General features: G+C 69.0%; 21 protein-coding genes. 15 read left to right on the top strand and 6 right to left on the bottom strand.

The features are described from left to right. Positions 1-246 precede the first annotated feature (246 nt). Positions 247-1374, bottom strand: a complete 1128-nt coding sequence (locus KIT86_RS18435) for a 5-methyltetrahydropteroyltriglutamate--homocysteine S-methyltransferase (RefSeq protein ID WP_297401022.1) — start codon at positions 1372-1374, stop codon at positions 247-249. A gap of 144 nt (positions 1375-1518) precedes the next feature. Between KIT86_RS18435 and KIT86_RS18430 the strand changes: the two genes are divergently transcribed. From KIT86_RS18430 to KIT86_RS18405, 6 genes are all read left to right on the top strand, one after another. Further along, positions 1519-2298 carry a GntR family transcriptional regulator gene (locus tag KIT86_RS18430; protein WP_297401020.1) on the top strand — a complete coding sequence of 260 codons (780 nt, stop codon included), beginning with the start codon at positions 1519-1521 and terminating at the stop codon, positions 2296-2298. Positions 2299-2475: 177 nt separating this feature from the next. Then, positions 2476-3516, top strand: coding sequence for a TRAP transporter substrate-binding protein (locus KIT86_RS18425; protein ID WP_297401018.1), 1041 nt, complete (start codon positions 2476-2478; stop codon positions 3514-3516). Between the two features lie 117 nt (positions 3517-3633). Beyond that, positions 3634-4104, top strand: a complete 471-nt coding sequence (locus tag KIT86_RS18420; RefSeq protein WP_367185453.1) for a TRAP transporter small permease — start codon at positions 3634-3636, stop codon at positions 4102-4104. After that, complete coding sequence (locus KIT86_RS18415; RefSeq protein WP_297401014.1) at positions 4101-5420, top strand: TRAP transporter large permease; 1320 nt, start codon at positions 4101-4103, stop codon at positions 5418-5420. The genes KIT86_RS18420 and KIT86_RS18415 overlap by 4 nt, the downstream gene beginning before the upstream one ends. Positions 5421-5425: 5 nt before the next feature. Beyond that, the gene (locus tag KIT86_RS18410) at positions 5426-6421 is read left to right on the top strand and encodes a tripartite tricarboxylate transporter substrate binding protein (RefSeq protein ID WP_297401012.1); all 996 of its coding nucleotides are present in this window, start codon (positions 5426-5428) and stop codon (positions 6419-6421) included. 146 nt (positions 6422-6567) lie between these two features. Further along, on the top strand, positions 6568-7521 hold the full coding sequence (locus tag KIT86_RS18405; protein ID WP_297401010.1) for an AEC family transporter: 954 nt from the start codon (positions 6568-6570) through the stop codon (positions 7519-7521). Between the two features lie 22 nt (positions 7522-7543). Here the strand turns inward: KIT86_RS18405 and KIT86_RS18400 are convergent, their stop codons facing one another. Then, positions 7544-8437, bottom strand: coding sequence for a LysR substrate-binding domain-containing protein (locus KIT86_RS18400; protein WP_297401008.1), 894 nt, complete (start codon positions 8435-8437; stop codon positions 7544-7546). A gap of 126 nt (positions 8438-8563) precedes the next feature. Between KIT86_RS18400 and KIT86_RS18395 the strand changes: the two genes are divergently transcribed. From KIT86_RS18395 to KIT86_RS18360, 8 genes are all read left to right on the top strand, one after another. Beyond that, positions 8564-9265: a substrate-binding domain-containing protein gene (locus tag KIT86_RS18395; protein ID WP_297401006.1), complete on the top strand. Its 702-nt coding sequence runs from the start codon at positions 8564-8566 to the stop codon at positions 9263-9265. A gap of 29 nt (positions 9266-9294) precedes the next feature. After that, positions 9295-10329: an amidohydrolase family protein gene (locus KIT86_RS18390; protein WP_297401004.1), complete on the top strand. Its 1035-nt coding sequence runs from the start codon at positions 9295-9297 to the stop codon at positions 10327-10329. 10 nt (positions 10330-10339) lie between these two features. Beyond that, the gene (gene ligK, locus KIT86_RS18385; RefSeq protein ID WP_297401002.1) at positions 10340-11023 is read left to right on the top strand and encodes a 4-carboxy-4-hydroxy-2-oxoadipate aldolase/oxaloacetate decarboxylase; all 684 of its coding nucleotides are present in this window, start codon (positions 10340-10342) and stop codon (positions 11021-11023) included. Positions 11024-11134: 111 nt separating this feature from the next. After that, complete coding sequence (locus KIT86_RS18380; RefSeq protein ID WP_297401000.1) at positions 11135-12067, top strand: amidohydrolase family protein; 933 nt, start codon at positions 11135-11137, stop codon at positions 12065-12067. 2 nt (positions 12068-12069) lie between these two features. After that, a complete protein-coding gene (ligA, locus tag KIT86_RS18375) occupies positions 12070-12495 on the top strand; it encodes a protocatechuate 4,5-dioxygenase subunit alpha (RefSeq protein WP_297400997.1) in 426 nt (141 codons plus the stop codon). A gap of 1 nt (position 12496) precedes the next feature. Then, the gene (locus tag KIT86_RS18370) at positions 12497-13351 is read left to right on the top strand and encodes a class III extradiol dioxygenase subunit beta (RefSeq protein ID WP_297400995.1); all 855 of its coding nucleotides are present in this window, start codon (positions 12497-12499) and stop codon (positions 13349-13351) included. 1 nt (position 13352) lies between these two features. Beyond that, positions 13353-14315: a Gfo/Idh/MocA family oxidoreductase gene (locus KIT86_RS18365; RefSeq protein WP_297400993.1), complete on the top strand. Its 963-nt coding sequence runs from the start codon at positions 13353-13355 to the stop codon at positions 14313-14315. Positions 14316-14337: 22 nt separating this feature from the next. Then, positions 14338-15012, top strand: coding sequence for a class I SAM-dependent methyltransferase (locus KIT86_RS18360; RefSeq protein ID WP_297400990.1), 675 nt, complete (start codon positions 14338-14340; stop codon positions 15010-15012). Between the two features lie 4 nt (positions 15013-15016). Here the strand turns inward: KIT86_RS18360 and KIT86_RS18355 are convergent, their stop codons facing one another. Next, entirely contained in the window at positions 15017-15841 is an 825-nt protein-coding gene (locus KIT86_RS18355) for a class I SAM-dependent methyltransferase (protein WP_297400988.1), read from the bottom strand. 86 nt (positions 15842-15927) lie between these two features. Here KIT86_RS18355 and KIT86_RS18350 point away from each other — a divergent pair, with 86 nt between their 5' ends. Further along, positions 15928-16902, top strand: coding sequence for a class I SAM-dependent methyltransferase (locus KIT86_RS18350; RefSeq protein ID WP_297400987.1), 975 nt, complete (start codon positions 15928-15930; stop codon positions 16900-16902). Here KIT86_RS18350 and KIT86_RS18345 read toward each other — a convergent pair. From KIT86_RS18345 to KIT86_RS18335, 3 genes are all read right to left on the bottom strand, one after another. Then, positions 16847-17698, bottom strand: coding sequence for a class I SAM-dependent methyltransferase (locus tag KIT86_RS18345; RefSeq protein WP_297400985.1), 852 nt, complete (start codon positions 17696-17698; stop codon positions 16847-16849). The two genes, KIT86_RS18350 and KIT86_RS18345, sit on opposite strands and share 56 nt — an antisense overlap. Next, a complete protein-coding gene (locus KIT86_RS18340; protein WP_297400983.1) occupies positions 17695-22893 on the bottom strand; it encodes a glycosyltransferase in 5199 nt (1732 codons plus the stop codon). Before KIT86_RS18340 ends, KIT86_RS18345 begins: the two co-directional genes overlap by 4 nt. 4 nt (positions 22894-22897) lie before the next feature. Next, positions 22898-23640 (bottom strand): class I SAM-dependent methyltransferase (locus KIT86_RS18335; RefSeq protein ID WP_367185452.1); only part of this gene is annotated, 743 nt, incomplete at its 5' end.

Here is a 23640-nt window from a genome sequence, read left to right as displayed (position 1 = left end):
GCAGGCCCCCCATTCGCGGTTGCCACAGAGGCTGCGCGCCAGTCAACGCGTTGACGAAGCGGTGATGGCAGACCAGAGGCAGACGCCCGCGAGCAGGGCCGGAGCAGTCGGGCGCCGCCACCGTCCTGACGCGAGGTCAACGCAAGAAACTCAACTGCGGATTTCGCGCCTGCAAGGTAGCCAGGGTCGAAAGGCCGGAGCAGTCGGGCGCCACCACCGGCCGGACGCGAGGTCAATGCAGGAAGCTCAACCCCAGACCTCCCGCGCCGTCTCCACCACCAGGGCCAACTTCCGACGCTGGTCTTCGACAGCAATGTTGTTCCCATGCACGGTCGAAGAAAACCCGCACTGAGGCGACAGGCACATCTGCTCCAGCGGCGCGAACTTCGCAGCCTCGTCAATGCGCCGCTTCAGATCGTCCTTGCTCTCCAGCTGGCCGAACTTCGTCGTCACCAGCCCCAGCACCACGATCTTGTCCTTGCTCAGATACCGCAAAGGCCGGAAATCCCCTGAACGGTCGTCGTCGTACTCCAGGAAAAACGCGTCCAGCTTCATCTCCGACAACAAAGCCTCCGCCACCGGCTCGTAGTTGCCCGCCGCCGCGTGCGTGCTCTTGAAATTGCCCCGGCACAAATGCATCGCCAGCGTCATCCCCGCCGGCTTGTGCGCCACCACCTTGTTGATGAAACCCGCGTACCGGTGCGGCAACTCGTTCGGATCGTCGCCGCGTTGGCGCGCCGCCTCGCGCATGCGCTCATCACACAGGTACGCCATGTTCGTGTCGTCCATCTGCACATAGGTGCACCCCGCGTCCGCCAGGCTCTGCAGCTCCTCCCCATACGCCTTGGCCACATCGTCGTAGAACACCGGGTCCAGCTCGGGGTAGGCCTCCTTGCTGATGCCCGCGCGCCCACCCCGGAAGTGCAGCATCGTCGGCGACGGAATCGTCACCTTCGGCGTGAGCGCCGGCAGACCCAACGCTTCCACCTGCGCCTTGAGGTACTGAAAGTCCGCCAGCTGGATGTTCTTCGCGTGGCGCACCTTGTCGATCACGCGGATCACAGGCGGGGCCAGCTCCTCCGTGCCGTCCGGCTTGCGGATCGTCACCGGGATGTCCGTCTTCACACCGCCGAGCTGCTCCAGGAAATCGATGTGGAAGTACGTGCGGCGGAACTCGCCGTCGGTGATGGACTGCAGGCCCACGTCGGCCTGGAACTTCACGATCTCGGCGATCGCGCGGTCCTCCACCTCGCGCAGCTGCGCGGCGCTGATCTCGCCCTTGGCCTTCTTCTCGCGGGCTTCGAGCAGGTAGGCCGGTCGCAGAAAACTGCCGACATGGTCGGCGCGGAAAGGGGGCTGGGTGCGCAGGGTCATGGAAAAACGTCCTCGGGTCGTTGGTCTAAAACGGGGTGAAGGTGCACTTTGCCAGCGTTGAATGCATACATAAACCTATGGAAAACCCCGATTCGATGGCAATTTGCTTGAAAAACGGCGGTTCTTGTATACATTGCGTATCCCATGACATTCGACGCCGTCACCCTGACCCCGCCCGAGCCCGTGGGTGCGACCGAGAGCGCGCAGGTGCGGGCCCTGCTGCAGCTGCGCGAGCTCATCCTCTCTGGCGAGCTGGCGGGCGGCTCGCGCATTGCCGAGCTGGCCATCGTGGAGCGCCTGGGTGTCTCGCGCACCCCGATCCGCGCCGCGCTGATGCGGCTGGAGCAGGAGGGCCTGCTGGAGGCCCTGCCCAATGGCGGCTATGTGGTGCAGACCTTTTCCGAGCGCGACATCGCCGACGCGATCGAGCTGCGCGGCACCCTTGAAGGCTTGCTGGCCCGGCTGGCCGCCGAGCGCGGAGCGCCCGGCGCGGTGCTGCTCGAAGCGCGGCAGTGCCTCAACCGCCTGGACACCGTGCTTGCCGTGCCCGCGCTCGACGACAAGGGCTTTTCCGACTATGTGGCTCTCAACAGCCAGTTCCACGCCCTGGTCTGGGAGATGGCCGACAGCCCGACCATTTCGCGCCAGCTGGACAAGGTGCTGAGCCTGCCGTTCGCCTCGCCCTCCGGGTTCGTGGTGATGCAGGCCCATTCGCAGCGCGCGCGCGACATGCTGGTGGTGGCCCAGGACCAGCACCGCCAGGTGCTCGACGCCATCGAACAGCGCGAGGGCACGCGCGCCGAGGCCATCATGCGCGAGCACTCGCGCCTGGCCCAGCGCAACCTGCGCGAGGTGCTGGCCGGCCACGCCACGGTGCATGCCCCGGCTTCCATGCCGGCCATCAAGCTCATCCGCCGCCGCTGAGGCCGGCCAAAACCAGAAGGTTTCATAGAAAAACGGCATAACTGAAAGTCGGTTATCTGGCTGGCGGAGATGCCGCCGGCCATGCACAGTGTGGGCAAGACGTTCTTCAAGCCTGCCGGAAGTCGGAGTGCGCCCACACGCTACCGACCCGGCGAACACAAGGAACTGGAGACAAGCATGAGACTCATCCAACGCCGAACCGCTTTGCTGGCCGTGGGCGCCCTGACCGGTGCCCTGATGGCGGGCAACGCCCTGGCCCAGCAGCAGGTGACGCTGCGGCTGCACCAGATGCTGCCGCAACAGGCCACCATCCCGGCCCGCGCGCTCGTGCCCTGGGCGCAGAAGGTGGAGGCCGAGTCGGGTGGCCGGATCAAGGTGCAGCTGTTCCACGCCATGGCCCTGGGCGGCGCGCCACCGCAGCTGTACGACCAGGCCCGCGACGGCGTGGTGGACCTGACCTGGACCGTGCTGGGCTACACCCCGGGCCGCTTCATCAAGTCCGAGGTGTTCGAGCTGCCGTTCATGAGCGGCTCGGCCGAAGAGTCCTCCCGCGCGTTCCAGGAGTACGTCGAGAAGTTCGCCGCCGACGAGTTCCGCGAGGTCAAGCTGATCGCCGTGCACACCCATGGCCCGGGCCTGTTCCACACCAAGACGCCGGTGACGGGCCTGGAGAGCCTGCGCGGCATGAAGGTGCGCGGCGGCTCGCGCATCATCAACAACATGCTCACCAAGCTGGGCGCCACGCCCGTGGGCATGCCGGTGCCGGCCGTGACCGACGCCTTGTCCAAGGGCACCATCGACGGCACCACCATTCCCTGGGAGGTCACGCCCTCGCTCAAGGTGACGGAACTGGTGAAGAACCACACCACCTTCGCCGGCAAACAGGGCCTGTACACGCAGACCTTCGCTTTCTCCATGAACCGCGCGAGCTACGAAAAGCTGCCGCCAGACCTCAAGAAGGTGATCGACGCCAACTCCGGCATCGAGACCGCCGCCTTGTTCGGCAAGGCCATGGACGACGGCGACAAGGTCGGCCGCGAGATCGCCGAGAAGGCCAAGAACAACATCGTGGCGCTGGACGCGGCCGAGACGCAGCGCTGGCGCCGCACCGCGGCCACGGTCGAGACCGACTGGGTCAATGAAATGAAGGGCAAGAACATCGACGGGGCCAAACTCCTGTCGGAAGCGCGTGCGTTGATCGCTAAGTACCAGCGATAATCCCGCACCCCCAACGGGGCGGCCTGTCCGGCCGCCCCTCTACTGAGTGACCGATTCGCTTTCGCTGGGCTCAGCGGACGTGAATTGGTCGTTTTTTTGAAGGTGACGAGTTTGAAAGTGCTGTCTTTATTGGCCCGGTTCTGCGCCATCCTGGCCGGAGTCCTGCTCACGGTGATCACCCTGATCACCTGCATCAGCCTGATCGGCCGCAACACGATTGGCACCACGCTGGTGGGCGACTACGAGCTGACCGCTGTCACCGCGGGCGCGGCGGTTGCGCTGTTCATGCCCTGGTGCCAGCTCAAGCGCGAGAACATCATCGTCGACTTCTTCACCGCCAAGGTGTCCGAAGCCGGCATCGCGCGCCTGGACCGCTTCGGCAGCCTGCTGCTGGCCTTGCTGATGTTCGCGCTTGCGTGGCGCACCGCCATCGGCGGCATGAGCGCCTACGCGTCGCAGACCACCACCATGATGCTGGGCTTCCCTGAGTGGATCACCTACACCTTCATGGTCCCGCCGTTCGTGCTGACTGGCTTGATCGCCCTGTACCAGGCATTCATTGGCAATTTTTCGGAGCAGGGCGAATGAGTTCTTTGAGTCTCGCGGGGATGATCTTCGCAGTGATGTTGGTCCTGATGGCGGTGCGCGTGCCGATCGCCGTCTCGATGTTCGCCGCCGGCACGGTGGGCTACATCTACCAGGTGGGCTTGCCGCCCTTCTTCAACAACCTCAACGGCATGGCGTTCGCGCGCTTCGCCAGCTACGACCTCTCGGTCATTCCGCTGTTCATCCTGATGGGCAATTTCGCCACCCAGGGCGGCATCTCCAAGGCGCTGTTCCAGTTCGCCGCCGTGGTCATGGGCCGCTTCAAGGGCGGCCTGGCCATGGCCGCCGTGCTGGCCAGCGCGGGTTTCGGCGCCATCTGCGGCTCGTCGGTCGCCACGGCCGCCACCATCACCTCGGTGGCGCTGCCCGAGATGAAGCGGCATGGTTACTCCGGCCGCCTCTCCACCGGCACGCTGGCCGCTGGCGGCACGCTGGGCGTGCTGATTCCGCCTTCGGTGCCGCTGGTGATCTACGCCATCCTGACCGAGCAGAACATCGCCAAGCTGTTTGCCGCGGCCATGATCCCCGGCATCATCGCGATGATGGGCTACATGATCGCCATCGCGATCTACGTGCGCCTCGTGCCCGGCCATGCGCCCGAACACGACGCCAACGAGCAGAAGCTCACGCTGGAAGCCCTCATGGGCGTGGCGCCGATCGCGATCGTGTTCCTGATCGTGTTCGGTGGCATCTATGGCGGCCTGTTCACGCCCACCGAAGGCGCGGGTGTCGGCGCGGCCGCCACCTTTGTCGCGGCCTTGTTCAAGCGCGAACTCACCTGGGCCAAGGTCAAGCTGTGCTTCTATTCCACGGCGGCGGCCAGCGCGATGATCTTCATGATCTTCATCGGCGCCGACCTCATGAACTCGGCCCTGGCCCTCACGCAGGTGCCGGCGCAGCTGGCCTCGGTCATCCAGGGCTGGGACGTCTCGCCCCTGATGGTGGTGGGCGGCATCCTGCTGTTCTACGTGGTGCTGGGCGCGGTGATGGACGAGTTGTCCATGATCCTGCTGACGATCCCGATCTTCTTCCCGGTCGTCATCGGCCTGGACTTCGGCATGCCGCAGGAATCGGTGGCGATCTGGTTCGGCATCATGGTGCTGATGACCGTGGGCTTCGGCCTGCTCGCGCCGCCCGTGGGCCTGAACGTCTACGTGGTCAACGGCATGGCCAAGAACGTGCCCATCGGCGAGAGCTACCGCGGCGTCTTGCCTTTCCTGGCCAGCGACGTGGTTCGCACTTTGCTGGTTCTCTTCTTCCCGCCAATTTCGCTTTGGCTGGTTCAATTCGTGGGGTAAACGACATGACGACCTTCCTGACTCTTCGCCGCCGCGCCGTGCTCGGCGCCACCCTGGCCACCGCCGCCCTGGGCCTGACGGCCCTGCCGGCCGTGGCGCAGCCTGCTTTCCCGTCCAAGGGCCTGCGCATCGTGGTGCCCTTCGGCCCCGGTGGCGTGGGCGATCTCACCGCCCGCATCGTGGCCGAGAAGCTGGCCAGCCAGCTCGGCCAGCCGGTGGTGATCGACAACCGCCCGGGCGCCGGCGGCGTGGTGGCTGCCGAGTCGGTCGCGCGCGCCGAGCCCGATGGCCACACCATGTTCCTGATGTCCAACGGCACCGCCGTGACCGCCAGCCTGTTCCAGAAGCTGCCGTTTGACACGGTCAAGGACTTCACGCCCGTCTCCACGCTGGGCTACTTCGACATCGCCGTCGTGGTGCCTGCGAACTCGCCGCACAAGACGCTGGGCGAGCTGGTGAGCTTTGCCAAGGCCAACCCCGGCAAGATCAACATCGGCAGCATCAACATCGGCAGCACGCAGCACCTCGCGGCCGAGCTGTTCAAGAGCACGGCCGGCATCGAGGCGCAGATCGTGCCCTACAACGGCTCGCCCGCGCTGATCGGCGCGATCCGCGGCCAGCAGGTGGACGTGGCGGTGGAAATCCTGGCGCCGGTGCTCACCCAGATCCAGGGCGGTGCCCTGCGCGCGCTGGCCGTCACCGGCGAGAAGCGTTCCATCGTGCTGCCCGAGGTGCCCACGGCGGTGGAAGCCGGCGTCAAGGACTACATCGCTTCCTCCTGGAACGCGCTGGCCGTGCCGTCGAAGACGCCGCGCGCGGTGGTCGAGCGGCTGAACAAGGAGATCGCCACGGCGGTGGCCGATCCCGGCGTGCGCGAGAAGCTGCGCAACCTGAACATCGACGCCCGTTCCAGCACGCCCGAGCAGAACGCGGCCTTGCTGGTTTCCGATATCCGCCGCTGGAGCGGTGTGATCGAGCGGGCCAAGATTCAGAAGCAGTGATCGGAGCACCCCCCGCCGCGCTGACGCGCGACCCCCCTGGCGGGGGGCATGCCTTGCGGCCCGGCGAAGCCGGTTCCGCGGGCATTCTGGATCGGTCCCTGCGCGCTGGCTGATCCGTTTCTTTTCTCTCTTTCTCTTTTCTCCCCTTGCTCGACATCCTGGCCATCACCGGGCCGATCTACCTCTGCATCGCGCTCGGTTTTGCGGCCGTGCGCTGGCGCGTGTTTTCGCCAGCGGACATGCGGGTGATGGGCAAGTTCGTGATTCAGTTCGCCTTGCCCGCGCTGCTGTTCAACGCGCTGGCCTCGCGGCCGATCGCCGAGTTGCTGCAGCCGGCCTACCTGCTGGCTTTCGGCGTGGGCTCGGTGGTGTGGCTGCTCGTCAGCCTGTGGGTCACGCACCGGCTGCAGAAGCGCCCGCTGACCCAGAGCGCCTACATCACCATGGGCATGACTTGTGGCAACAGCACCTTCATCGGCTACCCGGTGGTGCTGTTGGCGATCGGCCCGCTGGCAGGCGTGGCGCTGGCGATGAACCTGCTGGTGGAAAACCTCATCAAGCTGCCGCTGCTGATGACGCTGGCCGACGTGGGGGCATCGACCACGGCGCGCTCCTCCTGGCGGCAGGCCTTGCGCGAAACGCTGCACCGCCTGGTGCGCAACCCCATGATCGTCGCGATCGTGCTGGGTTTCCTGGTCGCCCTGCTGGGTTGGCCCATTCCCTCGGTGATCGCGCGCACGGTCAACCTGTTCGGCGCGGCCAGCGGCGGTCTGGCGCTGTTCATCATTGGCGGCACGCTGGTGGGGCTGCAGGTGCGCGGCCTGCGCCGCCAGGTGGCGCAGATCACCGTGGGCAAGCTGTTGCTCCACCCCGCCGCCGTCTGGGCCGCTGTGGTGCTGCTGCCCCTCATCGGCTTGCCGGCCCTCACCGGCGAACTGCGCGCGGCCGTGGTGCTGTCGGCGGCCATGCCCATGCTGGGCATCTACCCGCTGCTGGCGCAGCGGCACGGGCACGAAGGCTTCACCGCCGCCGCGCTGCTGGCCACCACGGTGGCCTCGTTCTTCACGCTCAGCGCCATCCTCTGGATGTTGAAGGGCTGACCCCCCGCCGCGCGGCGGGGGGTTACTCCACCAGCTTGCGGATCAGTTCCAACGTGGTCTGCTGCGTGAGCGTGGCCGGGCGCTGTGAGCTCACGGCCAGGCACAGGCGGGTGCGCAGCGGTGGGTCGCTCACCGCGCGCATGCGATAGGCCGAGGGCCGGATCGAGCTGAACACCGCGTTGCGCGAGAGCAGGGCGGCCCCAGCGCCGTCGGCCACCAGGTCGAGGATGGCCGAGACGCCGTCGATCTCCAGGGCGATGTGGGGCCGGCAGCCGATGTTGGCCATCTCGGTTTCCACGTGCATGCGGATCGCGTTGGGCCGGCTGGGGATCACCAGCGGCAGGGCGGCCACCTCTCGCAGCGGAATCGCCAGGGGCGGCGGGTCTTCGGGCAGCCCCGGCGGGCGGGGCTCCACCAGCACCAGTTCCTCGTCGTGCAGCGGGTGGATCTCGAGTTCAGGGGAGGGCTGTGCGTTGTAGAGCACCGCGATGTCCAGCCGGCCGGTCACCAGCGATTCCTGCATGGTCATGGACAGGCCCTCGCTGATCGACAGGCTGGCTTGCGGCAGTTGCTGGCGGAAGGCGCGTGTGAGCGGCACCGTGAGGACCCGCGCCAGGCTGGGCGGCAGGCCGATGGCCACGCGCCCGGCCAGCGCGCCGCGCACCCGGCCCAGCTCCTCGCGCGCGCGCTCCACCTGGTGCAGGATGCCGCGCCCGTGCGCCAGCAGGAGCTTGCCGGCCTCGGTGGGTGTGGCGCCCCGGCCGTTGCGCACCAGCAGGTTCTGCCGCAGCTCCACCTCCAGCAGGCGCACCTGGCGCGAGAGCGCCGGTTGCGCCACATTCAGCGCCATGGCCGCGCGCGTGAAGCTGCCGAGTTCGGCCACGCGCACAAAGTATTCGAGTTGTTTCAGGTCCATGGGAAAGGTCGGGTTGCAGCCCCCCATCATAGTTATGTGATTTTGTTCTAGCTGATAGCCGTGACTGCGACTTTTCTTGAGGGGTGGTGGGGGTCACAATGCGCGCTTCAACCCGAGTCCGCGCCCATGACCACCGAGACCCCACCGAGCATCCGAGGCATTTCGTCCATGGCCACCCGCCAGGTGCTGGCCGAGCTGGGGGCGGCGTTCGAGCAGCGCGCCGGCGGCTCGGTGGCGATCGAGGCCGTCGGCGGCGTGGACGCGGCCAAACGCGTGGCCGCCGGTGAGCGCTTCGATGTGGTGATCCTCGCCTCCGACGCGATCGACAAGCTCATCGCCGCCGGCCATTTGCAGGCCGGCAGCCGGGTGGACCTGGTGCGATCGAGTGTGGCGGTCGCGGTGCGCGCAGGCGCGCAGGTGCCCGACATCGGCTCGGAAGCGGCGCTCCAGCGCGCCGTGCTCGCCGCCCGCAGCATCAGCTACTCCACCGGCCCCAGTGGCGTGGCGCTGGCCGCGCTGTTCGAGCGCTGGGGTGTGGCCGACGAGGTGCGCGGGCGCACCGTGCAGGCGCCACCCGGTGTGCCGGTGGGCACGCTGGTGGCCAGGGGCGAGGTGGAGCTGGGCTTCCAGCAGCTCAGCGAGTTGATCCACGTCGAAGGCATCACCCTGGTGGGCGGCATGCCGCCTGAGGTCGAAATCACCACCGTCTTTTCTGCCGGGCTTCCGGTGGACGGACCCCAGGCCGCGCGCGTGCGCGCGCTGCTGGAATTCATGACATCCCCCGATGCCGAGGCCGCCAAGCGCCGCCAGGGCATGGAACCCGCCTGACCCCCCGAACAACAGAGGAGAAAGCCAACATGAGTCTCATCATCGATTGCCACGGCCACTACACCACCGCCCCCAAGGCGCTGGAAGCCTGGCGCAACCAGCAGATCGCGGGCATCCAGGACCCGGCGCTCATGCCGAAGGTCGCCGACCTGAAGATCAGCGACGACGAACTGCGCGAGTCCATCGAAACCAACCAGCTCAAGCTGATGAAGGAACGCGGCAGCGACATCACGCTGTTCTCGCCGCGCGCGAGCTTCATGGCCCACCACATCGGCGACTTCAACGTCTCCAGCACCTGGGCGGCCATCTGCAACGAACTCTGCCACCGCGTGTCCACGCTGTTCCCCGATCACTTCGTGCCGGTGGCCATGCTGCCGCAGTCGCCTGGTGTCGATCCCAAGACCTGCATTCCCGAGCTGGAGAAGTGCGTCAAGGAATACGGCGCGGTCGGCATCAACCTCAACCCCGATCCTTCGGGCGGCCACTGGACCAGCCCGCCGCTGACCGACAAGCACTGGTACCCCATCTACGAGAAGATGGTCGAGTACGACCTGCCGGCCATGATCCACGTGAGCACCAGCTGCAACGCCTGCTTCCACACCACCGGCGCGCACTACCTCAACGCCGACACCACCGCCTTCATGCAGCTGATCCAGGGTGACCTGTTCAAGGACTTCCCGACGCTGAAGTTCCTGATCCCGCACGGCGGCGGCGCGGTGCCTTACCACTGGGGCCGTTTCCGCGGCCTGGCGCAGGAGATGAAGAAGCCGCTGCTGGACACGCACTTGATGAACAACGTGTTCTTCGACACCTGCGTCTACCACCAGCCCGGCATCGACCTGCTCAACACCGTGATCCCGGTGAAGAACGTGCTGTTCGCCAGCGAGATGATCGGCGCGGTGCGCGGCATCGACCCCACGACCGGCCACTACTACGACGACACCAAGCGTTACATCGAGGCGTCGAAGATCCTGAGTGCGGACGACAAGCACCAGATCTACGAAGGCAATGTGCGCCGCGTGTTCCCGCGCCTGGATGCGCGTCTCAAGGCCAAGGGCCTGTAAGGAGTTCCACATGTATGAATTGGGCGTTGTCTACCGCAACATCACCCGCGCCGACCGCGCGGCCGCCGACGGCCTGGCCGCACTGGGCTCGGCCACCGTCCACGAGGCCATGGGCCGCGTGGGCTTGCTCAAGCCCTACATGCGCCCGATCTATTCGGGTCAGCAGGTCAGTGGCACCGCCGTCACCGTGTTGCTGCAGCCCGGTGACAACTGGATGATGCACGTCGCCGCCGAGCAGATCCAGCCCGGCGACATCGTGGTGGCGGCCGTCACCGCCGAGTGCACCGACGGCTACTTCGGCGACCTGCTGGCCACCTCGTTCCAGGCGCGCGGCGCCCGCGCCCTCGTCATCGACGCCGGTGTGCGCGATGTGAAGGAGCTGCAGAAGATGGGCTTTCCGGTGTGGAGCAAGGCCATCAGCAGCAAGGGCACCATCAAGGCCACGCTGGGCTCGGTGAACATCCCCATCGTCTGCGCCGGCATGCTGGTGACGCCGGGCGACGTGATCGTGGCCGACGACGACGGCGTGGTCTGCGTGCCCGCCGCGCGCGCCGCCGCCACACTGGAAGCCGCGCAAAAGCGCGAGAGCTTCGAGGGCGAGAAGCGCGCCAAGCTCGCCAACGGCGTGCTGGGGCTGGACATGTACAAGATGCGCGAGCCCCTGGCCGCCGCCGGCTTGCGCTATATCGACTAACCCCCGCCGCGCTTTGCGCGACCACCTTGAAAGGGGGCAACACCAGCGGCCCGGCAAAGCCGGTTCCGCGGTGTTTCTGGACAGCGTCACTTCATGCAGAAGGATTTGAGAATGACAAAACCGACTTCCGGTGACTTCACCAAGACCGCAGGCTGGCTCGACTGGTACGACGGCCCGAGCAAGCCGCGCTTCCAGCTGCCCGCCGGTGCGGTGGACGCGCACTGCCACGTGTTCGGCCCCGGTGCCGAATTCCCCTACGCGCCGGAGCGCAAGTACACGCCCTGCGACGCGAGCAAGGCGCAGCTGTACGCCCTGCGCGACCACCTCGGCTTCTCGCGCAACGTGGTGGTGCAGGCCACCTGCCATGGCGCGGACAACCGCGCCATGGTCGATGCCTGCCTCTCCAGCGGCGGCAAGGCGCGGGGCGTGGCCACCGTCAAGCGCAGCGTGACCGACGAGGAGTTGCAGCAGCTGCACGCCGCGGGTGTGCGCGGCGTGCGCTTCAACTTCGTCAAGCGCCTGGTGGACTTCACGCCCAAGGACGAGCTGATGGAGATCGCCGGCCGCATCGCGAAGCTCGGCTGGCACGTGGTGATCTACTTCGAGGCGGTGGACCTGCCCGAGCTGTGGGACTTCTTCACCGCGCTGCCCACCACCGTGGTGGTGGACCACATGGGCCGCCCCGACGTGAGCAAGCCGGTGGATGGCCCCGAGTTCGAGCTGTTCCTCAAGTTCATGCGGCAGCACCCCAACGTGTGGAGCAAGGTGAGCTGCCCGGAGCGCCTGAGCGTGACCGGCCCCAAGGCCCTCGATGGCGAACAGGCGGCCTACCAGGACGTGGTCCCGTTTGCGCGCAAGGTGGTCGAGGAGTTCCCCGACCGCGTGCTGTGGGGCACCGACTGGCCGCACCCCAACCTCAAGGACCACATGCCCGATGATGGCCTGCTGGTCGACTTCATTCCGCAGATCGCGCCCACGGCCGAACTGCAGAAGAAGCTGCTGGTGACCAACCCCATGCGCCTTTACTGGCCCGAGGAGAACTGACCATGGCCCTGGACAAACCCTACCTGGACGTGCCCGGCACGACCATCTTCGACGCCGAGCAAAGCCGCAAGGGCTACTGGCTCAACCAGTTCTGCATGAGCCTGATGAAGGCCGAGAACCGCGAGCGTTTCAAGAAGGACGAGCGCGCCTACCTCGACGAGTGGGCCATGACGGAAGAGCAGAAGCAGGCCGTGCTCGCGCGCGACCTGAACTGGTGCATCCGCCTGGGCGGCAACATCTACTTCCTGGCCAAGATCGGCGCCACCGATGGCAAGAGCTTCCAGCAGATGGCAGGCTCCATGACCGGCATGACCGAGGACGAATACCGCAACATGATGGTGGGCGGCGGCCGATCGGCCGAAGGCAACCGCGTGGTCGGCGAAGACGGCGATGCCCAGGCGCACCGCCAACCCCAGGGAAAGCACTGACATGGCCAAAATCACCGCATCCGTCTACACCTCGCACGTTCCGGCCATCGGCGCCGCGCTCGACCTCGGCAAGACCCAGGAGCCTTACTGGCAGCCGGTCTTCAAGGGCTACGAGTTCGGCAAGCAGTGGATGAAGGACAACAAGCCCGACGTGATCTTCCTGGTCTACAACGACCACGCGACCGCGTTCAGCCTGGACATCATTCCCACGTTCGCCATCGGCACGGCGGCCGAGTACCAGCCGGCCGACGAGGGCTGGGGCCCGCGCCCCGTGCCCAAGGTGATCGGCCATCCCAGCCTCGCCTCGCACATCGCGCAGTCGGTCATCCAGCAGGACTTCGACCTGACCATCGTCAACAAGATGGACGTGGACCACGGCCTGACCGTGCCGCTCTCGCTGATGTGCGGCCAGCCGCAAGCCTGGCCCTGCCCGGTGATCCCGTTCGCGGTCAACGTGGTGCAGTACCCCGTGCCCAGCGGCCGGCGCTGCTACAACCTGGGCAAGGCCATCGCCAAGGCCGTGGCCAGCTACGACGAGGACATCAACGTGCACATCTGGGGCACGGGCGGCATGAGCCACCAGCTCCAGGGACCGCGCGCGGGCCTGATCAACAAGGACTTCGACAACGCCTTCCTCGACAAGCTGATCAACGACCCCGAGGCCGCCGCCAGCATCCCGCACATCGACTACGTGCGCGAAGCGGGCAGCGAAGGCATCGAACTCGTGATGTGGCTGATCGCGCGCGGCGCGATGGCCGATGCGGCCGGCGGCCCTGCGCCGAAGGCCGTGCAACGCTTCTACCATGTGCCTGCGAGCAACACCGCCGTGGGCCATTTGATTCTGGAGAACAACTGACATGAGCAAAACCATCAAAGTCGCCCTGGCCGGCGCTGGCGCCTTCGGCATCAAGCACCTGGACGGCATCAAGAACATCGACGGCGTGGAAGTGATTTCGCTGATCGGCCGCGAGCTGGACAAAACGAAGGAAGTCGCTGCCAAGTACGGCATCGGCCACGTCACCACCGAGCTGTCCGAATCGCTGGCGCTCAAGGAGCTGGACGCCGTCATCCTCTGCACGCCCACGCAGATGCACGCCGAACAGACCCTGGCCTGCCTGAACGCAGGCAAGCACGTGCAGGTCGAGATCCCGCTGGCCGACAGCCTCGCGGGCGCGCAGGCCGTGGTGGAGCTGCAGCAGAAGACCGGCCTGGTGGCGATGTGCGGCCACACGCGCCGCTTCAACCCCAGCCACCAGTACGTGCACAACGAGATCACGGCTGGCAAGTTCAACATCCAGCAGATGGATGTGCAGACCTATTTCTTCCGCCGCACCAACACCAACGCGCTGGGCCAGGCCCGCAGCTGGACCGATCACCTGCTGTGGCACCACGCCGCGCACACGGTGGACCTGTTCGCCTACCAGGCCAACAGCCCCATCGTGCAGGCCAACGCCGTGCAGGGCCCGATCCACCCCACGCTGGGCATCGCCATGGACATGAGCATCCAGCTCAAGGCCGCCAACGGCGCGATCTGCACGCTGTCGCTCTCGTTCAACAACGACGGCCCGCTGGGCACCTACTTCCGCTACATCGGCGACACCGCGACCTACATCGCGCGCTACGACGACCTGTTCAACGGCAAGGAAGAGCAGATCGACGTGTCCAAGGTGGCCGTGAGCATGAACGGCATCGAGTTGCAGGACCGCGAGTTCTTCGCCGCGATCCGCGAAGGCCGCGAGCCCAATTCGAGCGTGGGCCGGGTGTTCGCCTGCTACCAGGTGCTGCACCAGCTCGAGCAGCAGCTCAACGCGGCGGGCTGAGCGGGCGCGCCGATCGGCTCAGATGCACCCCAGCGCGTTCGAGAACGGTCGGCTGTTCTTCGACACCTACCTGAGCCCGCAGGCCGCGCCCACGGTGCTCGACATCGGGGCGCAGGACGTGAACGGCTCGCTGCGCGCGCTGGCGCCAGCGGCCAGCCACTACATCGGCGTGGACTTCGCGCCCGGTCGCGGCGTGGACGTGGTGCTCGACGACCCGTACCACCTGCCGTTCGCCGACGGCAGCATCGATGCCGTGGTCAGCAGCTCCTGCTTCGAGCACATCGAGCTGTTCTGGCTGAGCTTCAACGAGGTGCTGCGGGTGCTCAAGCCCGATGGCCTGTTCTACCTGAACGCCCCGTCCAACGGCGACTTCCACCGTTACCCGGTGGACTGCTGGCGCTTCTACCCCGATGCCGGCGGCGCGCTCGTGCGGTGGGGCGTGCGCTCGGGCCATCGGCCGGCCTTGCTGGAGTCGTTCACCGCCTACCAGCGGCTCGACGTCTGGAGCGACTTCGTGGCGGTGTTCGTGAAGGACGAGGCCTGTGTGGCGAGCCATCCCGCGCGCATGCTCGATCGGGTGGGGCGCTTCATGAACGGCCGTCGGTACGGCGTCGAGGGCATCCTGTGCCCGCAGGACCACACGGAAGAGGGTGCGCGGCTGCGCCGCCTGACCGGCCACCCCCAGGGCCTGGGCTGAGGGCTCAGGCGGTCTTGCGCAGCCACAGGCTGCCGCCCGTGTTGAGCAGGCAGGCCGGCATGTGCGCGGCGAAGAAGTCGCGGTGGAAGTGGGCCATGTAGGTGTTCATCAGCAGCACCTCGAAGGCGCTGTTGTACTGAAGGAAGGCCCGCACCAGGTAGGCCTCGTTCCAGGCGCGGCCCTCGTAGATCCACGCCTTCGGGTACTCGAAGGGATAGAAGATGTCGTGCAGGTGGATCACCACGCCCGGCGCCAGCGCCGGCAGGATTTCGAACAGCAGTCGGTTGACGTCGCTGCCGATCTTGCCCACGTGCGTGGAGTCGATGAACAGCACATCGTCCTCGCGCAGCTGCGCGAACACCGCCAGATCGACCTCCTGCAGCGGCTGCGCCAGCAGGGTCGTGGTGGCCCGATCCTCGGGGCGCAACAGCGATTGCAGCAACTGCGGGTAGGGCTCGATGAAGGTGGTGTGCATCGACGGATCCAGGAAATACTGCCTGGTGTCGAGCGTGACGCACGACGAATGACCTGACCCGATCTCCACGAAGCGGGCCGGCCGCAGCGTGCGCAGCATGCAGTGCAGCATGATCGCGTCGGAATAGCTGTAGGCCGGGTTCAGGTAGTGGTAGCGCAGCCCGGGCCGGGGCTCGTCGCCGAACGGGATGTCGGGGTAGAGCGCGGCGAAGCCGTGCAGCAGCGCCAGTTGTTCGGCCTCGCGCAGATCGATGCCGGGCAGGGTGGCCGGCGGTGTGCCGAACAACCGGGCCTCGTCGCGCCGAACCGCATCCAGGTCGGGCAAGGGCGAGTAGTAGTGGCCGGGAGGGAACATGTTGGGCGGTCTCGGGTGCGGTGGCGGGCGCACAAATTCTATCGAGCACACTATGCGGGTCTGCCCCCTCTTTTCACGCGCCTGCGATGTCCTCTGCGACCCGTTCCACACCCGCCGACCCCGGCCTTGCCACCCAGCTCGATGCCGCCTGGGGCGACCCGGCCACCTGGACCGAACACGGCCTGCACTGGACCCACCTGCCGGCGGTGAAGGCCCGCATTGCTGAAATGGTGTCGGGCGATGCGACCGTGCACCCGCTGGAGTGGTTCTTCCGCCAGGTGGCCGCCGAGCGAGCCCTGCCGCTTCGGCGGATCCTGGTGCTGGCCTGTGGCGTGGGGCATGTGGAGCGCGAGGCCGTGACCCGGGGCTGGGCCACCTCGGCGGTGGCGCTCGACCTCTCGTCCCAGGTGCTGGCGCGCGCGCGCACACAGGCCGCTGCCGAGGGGCTGCCCATCGAGTACCACCACGCCGACATGAACCGCCTGCCCCTGGGGCACGCGCCTTTCCTGCCCGGGTCCTTCGATGCCGTGCTGGGCGTGGCCGGTGTGCACCACTGCAGCGAGCTCGAGCGCCTGTACGCGGACGTGGCCACGCTGCTGGTGCCCGGCGGCTGGTTCTTTCTCGACGAGTACGTGGGCCCGGACCGCTTCCAGTGGCCGCAGGCGCAAGAGCGCCACCTCAACACCTTGCTCGATCTGCTGCCGCCGCGCCTGCGCATGACCACCGACGGCCGCCTCAAGGGCAACGCGCGCCGTCCCAGCGTGCAGGAAGTGATCGCCGTGGATGCCAGCGAGGCCGTGCGGTCGTCCGAGCAGTTGCCGCTGTTGCCAGGGCATTTCGACATCCAGGCCGTGCGTCCCTATGGCGGTTCGATGCTGCACCTGGTGCTCGGGAGCATCGCTCAGAATTTCGCGCCGGCGGCCGAAGCGCCGTACCTGAATGCCTTGATGCAGGCCGAGGACGAGCTGATCCGCACGGGGCAGGTCGGGCACGACTTTGCCTGCGTCATCGCCCGCCGCCGGCCTGCCGCAGCCAGCGCCGCATCGCATCGGGGTCGTTGAGACCCAGGGCCAGCACGCGCGACGGCGCGCTCAGGGCGGCGTCGGGCGGTAGGCGGGCGTAGCTCTCGCGGATCGCGGCCCGTCGCTCGCCCAGCAGCGTGTTCGACGGGTCGAGCCCGGTCACCACGGTGAGGCCGGAGGGCGCGGTGGGCAGGGTGACGATGTGCAGGTCGGGCCGCAGGGCGCGCAGGCAGGGCACGATCTTCCAGCCGTCGCCGGTGTGGAAACCGGTGCGCTGTTCGCGCCCGGCGGTCTCGGCGGTCAGCGGCACGGTGTCGTGCAGCAGCAGCACCGCGCCCGGCGCGGCGAGGCGCTCGGCGCCGATGACGTCGTCGAGCACGGTGTCGAAGCTGTGATCTCCATCAATGAAGGCCAGATCGAAGCCGGTGTCGGCCAGGCCGCTGTCGGACGGGACGTCGGCGAAGAAGTCGGCGCTGGTTCGGCGGTACAGCCGTGCCGGGCCCGCGCAGCGGCTCAAGGGGTCGCCCTTGGGCGCGGGGTCCACGCCGATCACCCGCGTCTGCGGCCCTGCCAGCGCCAGCGTGTGGCCATGCTCCACGCCCAGCTCCAGGTACACGCGCGGCTGGAGGTGTTGGTGGAACCAGGTGAGCCAGTGCCGGTAGTCGGGCCCCGGCCAGCGCAGCCGGGCCAGGGCCACGTGCACGCCGGGCAGGTTGGGCTCCTGCGCGAGCGCGTCCCACAGCACCGCCTGGGCGGCGGCCACCGAGCCCTCGGCGCGCAGGCGGCGCCAGCGGCGCAGGGCTGCGGTCTCCAGCGGGTGCACGGGGGCGCTCACGGGGCACCCTCCAGCACATGCCGCAACAGCTGCTCGAAGCGCTGTGGTGCGTAGCGCTCGGCGCACTGCTGCCAGGCGGCCTGCTGTTGCCGTTGCCACAGGCTGTCGTCGCGCAGCAGGCGCGCGATGCCCTCGGCGAAGGTCTGCGCGTCGCGGCCAGCCTGGATGTCGATGCCTTCGCGCCAGCCAAGCTGGCGCACGAGCAGCGCGGAGGCGGCGACCGGAATGCCCTGCGCGGCGGCCTCGATCACCTTGGCTGGCACACCGCCGGCGAAGCGCACCGGCGCGATGAAGACGCGCGCGCCGTCGTACAGCGGCGCCAGTGCGTCGCGCGGGCCGAGCATTTGCACATCGTCGCCGGCCAGCGCCATGACCCGCTTCGACCGGTTGATGCCCACGACGCAGAGCACCGGGGGCCGAGGCAGGCGGGCGCGCAGCAGCGGCATGACGTGTTCGATGAACCACACCAGCCCGTCCTCGTTGGGCGTGTCCGGGTGCAGCGCGCCCACGAAGAGCAAGCCGCTGCGCCCGGCCGGCCCGGGCGCTTCGCGGCGCACGGCCATGCCGTGGCTGAGCAGGGTGACGCGGTGGCCGGCCGCGCGGAAGCACTGGGCGTCTCGTTGCGAGACCACCAGCACGTCGCTGGCGCCGCGCGCGAGGGCGATTTCGCGCGCCAGGTGCGCCTGCGCTGCGGCGCGCGGCATCGGCTTGCCGCGCACGCCGGCCTCGGCGATCTCGCGCAGCGCAAAGAGCGCTTCGGCGTCGTAGACCAGCCGCATGCCGGCAAAGAGCTCGGGGCGGCGCGCGCGCAGGGGTTGCAGCGCGCGCAGGTTGGGTGGGCGGCTGACCAGCAGCACGTCGTACACGCCGCGGCGGCGCTCCAGGAACGATTCCAGGCGCGCCAGGCCATGGTGCAGCACCACTTCGACGCTGGAGGGCACCGAGGCATGCACCGCGCGCCAATCGTCATCGGTCTGCCACAGCGGGAAGAAGCTCACCGGCCAGTCGCGCAGGGCCTGCAGCATGAGGCGCGCGCGCGGCAGCCCGCCGCCCTTGACCATGTGGGGCACTTCGTTGTCGATGATGAGCACGCGAGGACGGCGCGGCAGGTCTTCGGGCGAGCGCCAGCGGTCGCCGTCGAGCCGGGGCGTCATGGGGTAGGGGCGGTCTCGCAGCCAGTCGGCGTAGCGCGCCTGAAAGCGCGCGCGGTTGGCGCGCATGCGCTGGCTCGCTTCGTCGCCGGGGGCGCTGCCCCACTCCACGTGTTCGACCAGCACGCCGGGCTCGACCACCACCCGAAAGCCGGCGCGCCACACGCGCAGGCAGAAGTCGGCGTCTTCGTAGTAGGCCGGGACGAAGGCTTCGTCGAAGCCGCCGAGCATGCGCCACAGCGGCACCGGCACGGCCAGGAACACGCCGGAGACGTAGTCGGTGGCGCGGCTGGTCATGGCAGCGGGGCAGAAGGGGTCTTCGTTGCGCCCGATGCCGTGCGCGTTGCCGTCGCGCAAGAGGAGGTTGCCCACCTCCTGGAGCCCGCCCGCGCTCAGCACGATGCGCCCGCCCAGCGCGCCGACGGCGGGGTCGGCATCGAGCCGGTCGCGCGCGGCGCGCAGCGCGCCTTGCTGGACGATGGCGTCGTTGTTGAGGAACACCAGGTGGCGCCCGCGCGCCAGGGCCGCGCCCTGGTTGGCGGCCAGCAGGAAGCCGGTATTGTCGGCGTTGACGACGATGCGTGCGCCCGTCACGCGCGCGAGCAGCGCTGCCGTCTCGTCGCTGGAGGCGTTGTCGATGACGATGGTCTCGAAAGTCAGGCCACGCTGGTCGGCCAGGGCTTGCAGCGTGCGCCGCGTGAGCCCGGCCTGGTTGTAGAGCACCACGACGACGGAGAGGTCGGGCACGGTCTGCGGGGCGGGTTCGGGCAGGACGATCCGGGCCCCGGGCTTGTCGAGCCAGGCCTGCAGCGCACGCCGCGCCTGGGCGCGCAGGCGGGTCTTGGGATCGCTGGCGCACACACCCGGGTCGGCCTGGGCGACGGCCTGCGCGCACAGGGCTTCGATCTGGCGCGCCACGCGCCGGCCATCGGTCAGCGGCGCGCCGTTCATGCGCGCGCGCAACGTGGCCCGGTGGTGCGCCAGGGCCGCGGTGTCGCCCGCCAGGGCCACGGCCTTCTCGACGAAACGCTCGGGCGTGTCGGCCGCCCAGGCCTGCAGGCCGAGGGCGTCCAGGATGGCATGACCCTGGCGCGCGCCGGCGCGGTCGCCGCTGAGGGTGACCACGGGCACGCCCATCCAGAGCGGGTCGAGCAGGCTCAGGCCGCCGTTGCCGGGAAAGCTGTCGAGCACCAGATCGATCTGCTGGAACCACGCCAGCAGGTCTTCGTAGGGGCGCGGCGGGTCGAAGCTCACGCGCTCGCCGCTCACGCCGTGGGCGTGCAAGGTGGCGAGGATGTGCGCGCGCTGCGGCCAGTCGCCGGCGACCGGACCGACGAAACGCAGGCGCGAGCCGGGCCGCGCCACCAGGCAGCGCGCCCAGGTCTGCAGGCTGTGGTCGTTGAGCCGCAGGCCGCGCGCGACCACGCCGAAGGTCACGGCGCCGGTGTGTTGCACGGGGGGCGGCAGCGGCACCGGTGCGTGGGTGGGCGGATCCCAGCACCACTGGCCACCGTCCAGCCGCCACAGCGCCTCTTCGTGCTGCGCCTCGTGGTCGGCGGGCACCGCCAAGGCGTCGCAGAGCAGGGCGTCGAACAGGCCGCCTGCCGGCCCCCAGCAGCCCAGCCAGCCGACCTGCAGCGGCGCCAGCCGCCGTGTCAGCGCCTGCAGCACGTCGAACTGGCCTTCGAAGGGGTGCAGGCCCCCGGCGTCGATGACCACGTCGATGCGGTTGGCGACGCAGGCGCGCGCGAGCTCGGGCGGGTCCAGCGGCTCCTGGTGGATGTGGGCGGGCAGGCCGGCCATGGGCCGGCGCGCGAAGAGGAAGACCTCGGCGGCCAGGGGGTCGTGGCTGGCAAGCACGCGGCGCAGCAGGCGCTCGTGCAACTGGCCGGCGACGTAGGCGATGCGGGGGCGCGCACCCGCCCGGCGCGGCAGGTCGGGCCATTGCCACGGGTGCAGGCCCGAGCGCAGCTTGAGGTCGCGGAACACGTGCCGCGCGGCTTCGGCCAGGCTGTCGCGCGTGGCGTCGGCGCAGAGCGACTGGGCGTAGAGCGCGGCGCTGGCGAGCCAGGGGTCTTGCGGGAAGTCTTGCGCGGCGGCCTGCGCCAGCCGCTGCAAGGCGCCGTGGCCGTGGCAGGCCGTGCTTTCGGCGATCGCCGCCCGGTGCGCGCTGAGGCGGTCGGCGTGCGGCACCAGGGCCAGCGCGGCATGGGCACCGGCGGCGCCCAGGCCGAGCAGGCGCAGCAGGGCGCGCACGGTCTCGGCGCCGCACTGGCGTTCGACGATGAGCTCGCGGCACAGGGCCACCGCGCGCGCATGGTCGTCGACGGTGGACGCAGGGTCTTCGCTCAGCAGCCGCGCCCGCAGCAGCTGCGCCTGGGCATCGTCAGGGTGCAGGGCCTGCAGCCGGTCGATCGCCTGCAGACCCTGCGCGAACGCGCCACCCCGCAAGCAGGCTTCGGCCAGCTCGCGCAGTGGCAAGGCCGGGTCGGTCGCGCGTTCGCAGGCGTGCAGGAAGGCCAGCCGGGCCGCGCCGAAGCGCTGCCCGTCCAGCAAGATCCAGCCGAGCTGGCGCAGGCTGTCGACGCGCTCGGGTTGCAGTTGCAAGGCGGTTTCGATGGCGCTCTGGGCTTCGTCCAGCCGCTGCTGCCGGTAGCGCACCTGGGCCAGCGCGCGCCAGGCCTGCACGCTGGCGGGGTCCTGGGCCACGGCCGCCTGCGCGTGCAGGGTGGCAGAGGCGAGGTCGCCAGCGGCGGCGCACACGAACGCGGCCTGCACGCGCGCAGGGTGGTCGTCCGGCCGCAGCCTCAGCAGTTCGCGCACGGCCCCGCTGGCGGTGGCCAGGTCGCCCTGGTCCTTGGCGATCCAGCCCAGCAGGCGCAGCACCTCGGTTTCGTCGCCGCCGGCGCGCCCGGCCCGCGCGAGTGCGCGCCGCGCCAGCACCCAGCGGTGCCGCTGCGCATGCACCTGCGCCAGCACCAGCCAGGCATCGGCGTGGCGCGGGTGGGTGCGCAAGCCCTGAAGCAACTGGCGCCGCGCGGCCTCGACGCGCCCGAGGTCGAGCTGCACGCGGGCCATCAGCGCCTGCGCGGGCAGGCATTGCGGCTGGCGCGCCAGGACCTGCATCAGCAGCCATTGCGCGTCGTTCGGGCGCTGCCACTGCACCTGGATCTGCGCGCGGCGCAGCAAGGCGTCCCAGCGCCCGAGGTCGCGTTGCTGCACTTCGTTGAAGCTGCGGTCGGCGGCCACCAGGTCGCCCGCGCGCTGCTGCAAGGCACCGAGCAGGTGCCAGGCAGCGGCTTGCTCGGGAAAGGCGTCGACCTGGCGGCGCGCCACGTCGATGGCACGCTCCAGGTGCCCGTGTTCGCACTCCCAGCCCGCCAGCGCGGTCAGGAGTTCGGGGTCGTCGGGGTGGCGAGCGAGGCCGTCGGCCAGGCAGTCGGCCGCGCCGGCGGCCTGGCCCAGCGCCACCAGGCATTGCGCGCGATGCAGGTGCAGGCGCACCTGTTCGGCCGCGTTCCAGGGATAGGCTGCGATGGCTTCCTCGTACAAGGCCAGCGCGCTCTCCAGTTCGCCCGCCTTCTGATGCAGCCAGCCCACCTGCAGCAGCCGGCCCGGCAGGCGGGCGCCCTGCAGCGCGCGTTCGGCCCAGGCGCGCGCTTCGGGCAGTTGGTTGAGGTCGTGCAGCAGCCAGGCCAGGGTGAAGGCGGTCTCGTGCAGCGATTCGTCGAGCAGGCAGGCCATGCGCAGGGACGCGGCGGCCAGCGCCGGTTCGCCCTGCCGCTGGCGCAGCAGCCCCAGGCAGCCGTGCAGGGGGGCGTGATCGGGCGTGCGCTCGCAGGCGGCGAGCAGCACGTCCTCGGCCGCCACGAGGTGGCCGGCGTGCGTGAGGAAGTGGCCGAGCGCGGCGGCGGCCTGCGGCGTCGGCGCATCGGCATGGGCCAGCAGCGCCAGGTGCAGGGCCGTGTCGAGGCGGCCCTCACCGAAGGCCTGCCAGGCCTGGCCGAGCAGGTCGTCGGTGCCGGCGTGGGGGTCCCTGCTCAAGGGGTCACACCTCGGGCCGTTCGCCGACCACGGTGAACAGCGGCACCATGCGGTCCATCGAGGGCTGCCGCTGGTGGTGCGTGCTGACCCGGACTTGGGTGAAGCCCAGCAGGCCCAGCGCGGAGACGAAGAACTGGGGCGTGAACTGCCACCAGGTGTCCACCTGATCCACGCCTCGGTGCGGTTGCAGTTCGGCCAGCGCCCGCGGGCCGAGCGTGGCGTCGTACAGGTCCGTCACGATCAGGGTGCGGCGCGTGCGCCGGGCCACGCTCTGCAGCATGTCGAAGGGGCGGCGGCAGTGCAGCAGCACCGCGGCGAGCACACCGATGTCGAACGGACCGCAGTCTTCGGGCAGGGCGTAGGGGTCGCCCTCGACCATGCGCACGCGGGAGTGGCGCTGCTGGTGCACGTACCAGAACGAATTGCGCACGCCTTCGATGTTGCGGGTGAAGGTCTGGCGCCACTTGGGGGTGTCGAAGCCCTCGAACGGCACCACGTCCCACAGGTGCGACATGGGGGGCTCCAGGCTGGTGACCTCGGCCCCGGCGGCCTCCATGTGGAACGACAGGAAACCGCTGGCCGGCCCGATCTCGATCACCGAGCGGCCCGCGAAGTCCACCTCGCCCAGGTACTGGGCGGTGGCGGGGCGCAGGTCCCATTCACCGGTGACTTCCTCGCCATCGGCCAGGGTGGTCGAGTGATAGAACAGGCAGTCTTTGCGGCGCGGCTGGCGAGGCGCGACCTCGC

The organism is Hydrogenophaga sp., from assembly GCF_026125825.1.
In the GTDB taxonomy this organism is placed as follows: domain Bacteria; phylum Pseudomonadota; class Gammaproteobacteria; order Burkholderiales; family Burkholderiaceae_C; genus Hydrogenophaga.
Note: the sequence above shows the minus strand (reverse complement) of the source record. Positions and strands in the feature narration are given on the sequence as shown.